The 3,148-nt window shown below is 30.6% G+C and carries 3 protein-coding genes; 2 read left to right on the top strand and 1 reads right to left on the bottom strand.

Annotated elements, in window-relative coordinates:
* The first annotated feature begins 235 nt into the window (after nucleotides 1-235).
* Together SULYE_RS07215 and dacB are read left to right on the top strand one after the other, a co-directional pair.
* Nucleotides 236-976 (top strand): aminotransferase class IV, encoded by a 741-nt coding sequence (locus SULYE_RS07215; RefSeq protein ID WP_007547989.1) that lies wholly within the window; start codon nucleotides 236-238, stop codon nucleotides 974-976.
* 43 nt (nucleotides 977-1,019) lie between these two features.
* Nucleotides 1,020-2,444 carry a D-alanyl-D-alanine carboxypeptidase/D-alanyl-D-alanine endopeptidase gene (gene dacB, locus SULYE_RS07210; RefSeq protein ID WP_007547988.1) on the top strand — a complete coding sequence of 475 codons (1,425 nt, stop codon included), beginning with the start codon at nucleotides 1,020-1,022 and terminating at the stop codon, nucleotides 2,442-2,444.
* A 228-nt stretch (nucleotides 2,445-2,672) separates the two neighbouring features.
* On the opposite strand, the gene SULYE_RS07205 is transcribed toward dacB, so the two are convergent.
* Nucleotides 2,673-3,148 (bottom strand): NAD(P)H-dependent oxidoreductase (locus SULYE_RS07205; RefSeq protein ID WP_007547986.1); only part of this gene is annotated, 476 nt, incomplete at its 5' end.

Genomic DNA, 3,148 nt, shown 5'->3' with positions numbered 1-3,148 from the left:
GACAAATAGGGTTGCCCTTGGTAAATTATATAATTATCAAGTTTTCTTCGTCATCCTGAGGACGTAAGTCCGAAGGATCTCTTTTTTAAATTTTATAAAAATCCCTAATTTCTCACCCAAGGGATTATAGCTAAATGATTTCTATGATAATAACTTTTTTACTTTTTCTCATTTCCACAACCCTCTGATATAATATATCTCAACTTGTATATCTCAAATTTTTGAGGTTACCAACATGGCAGAGAAAGTTTTTATAAACGGAAAAGAGCTTGAGCAAAAAAATCTGATTAGACCTCTAATGTATGGAGAAGGAGTTTTTGAAACCTTTAGATACAAAGAAAAACTCCCAAAATACATAGACTACCACTTTGAAAGATTAAGTAAAGGCTGTGAAATTTTAAACATTCCTAAAATAACAAAGGAAGATTTTCTTTTTTACATAGAAGATGCAGTAAGCAAATCTGAAGGTGAAGATTTATACGTAAAAATAATTATTTTATCCGAAGGAAACTCTTATTTTCCATTAAAGCCTCATGGAAAAAATGTTATGGTCATTACTAAGCCTTATGAACCAATAAAGGAAGAGATAAGGCTTACGGTTTCACCTTACAAAGTCCATTCTTCAGACCCACTTTTAAAAATTAAATCTACTAACTATCTAAGAAATATCTTGATAAAAAGATATGCAAGAGAAAACGGATTTTTTGATTGTATCATTTTAAATGAGAATAACTTTATCACTGAAACATCTTCAGCAAATATTTATTGGATAAAAGGAAGGTATTTATACACTCCGTCCCTTGATAATGGTGTTTTAGATGGCATCTCAAGAAAGGTTGTTCTGCAGGAAGCAAAAGCACAAGGTTTTGTAGTTGTAGAAGGAAGGTTTACATTAAAAGACATTAAAGAAGCAGACTTAATATTTATTAGTAATGCTTTGCACGGTTTGATGAAAGTCAAAGAAATTAATGTATAAGCCGAGGTATTTTTAGATAAAGTTTGTTAAGGAGATAGAAAGCTTGAGATATATAATCTTTCTTCTTTTTTTGATTTTTAATTTTTCTGCATATTCTTCAGAGATTTTAAAGTATGAGATTGAGTCTATAATTAGAGAAATAAATAATGAAGATGATGCAAAGGTTGGAATACTTATAAAATCTCTTTCTGAGGAAGGTTTTACATTTATGTACAACCACAGAGATCCATTTATTCCTGCTTCTAATCAAAAACTTATAACTACTGTATCTGCGTTAGCAAATTTATCTCCAGATTTTAAGTACAAAACAATCCTTGCTACAGATGGTAATGTTAAAAATGGAATATTGTATGGAAATTTATATCTAATTGGTGGTGGAGACCCATCACTGACAGTCCAGGATTTAGAGGATATGGTTAAAAAGCTTAAAGAATATGGAATAAATAGAGTTGAGGGAAATCTTATAGGAGATAATTCATATTTTTCAGAAGAAGGTATAGGTCAAGGGTGGCCTGAAGATGATTTAAACTACTGTTTTACAGCAAGATTTAGCGGGCTTTCAGTAAATGAAAACTGCTTGAAAGTTACGGTTAATATAAAAAACGGTAAAGTTTATGCTTCCATGGACCCTTTAAATAACTATTATCAATTCGTATATAGCATAAAGTTTTCAAAAAAAGCTGGAAATGTAATTTTAAAAGTTGAAGGTAATAAAATAATTATAGAAGGTAAAGCTTCTTCAAAAAGGAGTATAAATTTAGAATCTTCTATTCCGGTTAACCATCCATCGATGTTTACTCTATCAGTTTTATCAAAAATTTTAGATAAAAATGGAATTAAAGTTTTAGGAAAAATGTATTTAGGAAAGGCTGCATCATACAAATACTTAGTTATTCACCAGTCAAGACCGTTAAGAGAGTTAATCAAAAAAGCAAACAAGGACAGTGATAATTTTTATGCAGAGCAGATTTTTAGAACGATAGGGAAGGAGGTTTATGGAGAAGGAAGTACATACACATCAGCGAGAGCAATTATAGATACATTAAGAAAAATGAATATAACAACTGAAAATATAAGAATTTATGATGGAAGTGGACTATCAAGATATAATGCCACTACTCCGGAAGCTTTAGTTAAAGTTTTGGAGTATATATACAAAACTCCTTATTTTTATGATTTTTTTGAATCTTTGGCGATCTCCGGAGTAGATGGAACTTTAAAGCACAGATTAAACGACCAATTTTTAAAAGGAAGAATTATAGCCAAAACAGGTTATATTAAAAAAGTTAAAAACTTATCTGGTTATGTAAAGGCATCCAACGACGAAGTATTTGTTTTTTCTATCTTGGTTAATGATTTTAAAACCACGGAGATAGCTAATAAACTTCAGGAAAAAATTTGCAGCATCCTTGTTAAGCATCCACGTATGGTTGGAATAGGTAATTTAAATACACATAACAAAAATTAGATAGATTTTACTTTTTAAGGGTAATTAATCAAGACCCTTGGGTTTTTTGATTATCAAGCATCAAAGAAAGGTTGACTTTTTGCTCATTCTCCAGCTGTACGAAGAATCTCCTGTTTTCTTTTCAAAATCAAAAAATCAAAACATGAGATCCTTTGGCTTGCAGCCTCAGGATGACAGAAAGGAAGCTTGCAAGAATTTTGGAACACTCTTAAACATATGAATTTTTCACTAACCTACCATTTCTTTTAACGTATTTTCTACTTCCGCTAAATAACCTTTCCTTATACTATCATCTACATATGGAACGCTATAGAAAAATTTTGTTTTTACGAAATCAATTCCGCAAAATCTAAAAATCTCCTCAAAAGTTTTGCTTAGACATTTATCAAAATTATCTCTTTTATATTCTTCTTCACTACCACCAAAGTTTGCAAAAATAACAACTTTTTTACCTTTCAAAAGACCTATTAACTTGCCATCTTCTTCAACATAAGCAAAACCGTAAGAGAAAACCCTGTCTATGTATCCTTTTAATATTGCAGGCATGTTATACCACCATACAGGGAAAGCCAAAACAATCAAATCCGACTTATTTATAATTTCTTGTTGCTTTTTAACATCTTCTGAAGCTGCCCCTTGCTGAATGTTTTCAAAATCTTTTGCAGATAGAATAGGATTAAAGTTTATACTGTAAAGGTCTACTA

It is taken from the genome of Sulfurihydrogenibium yellowstonense SS-5, assembly GCF_000173615.1.
GTDB lineage: Bacteria > Aquificota > Aquificia > Aquificales > Hydrogenothermaceae > Sulfurihydrogenibium > Sulfurihydrogenibium yellowstonense.
Note: the sequence above shows the minus strand (reverse complement) of the source record. Positions and strands in the feature narration are given on the sequence as shown.

Coding starts and splice junctions, on each gene's coding strand:
- SULYE_RS07215 (WP_007547989.1), top strand. CDS start 236: ATGGCAGAGAAAGTTTTTATAAACGGAAAAGAGCTTGAGCAAAAAAAT.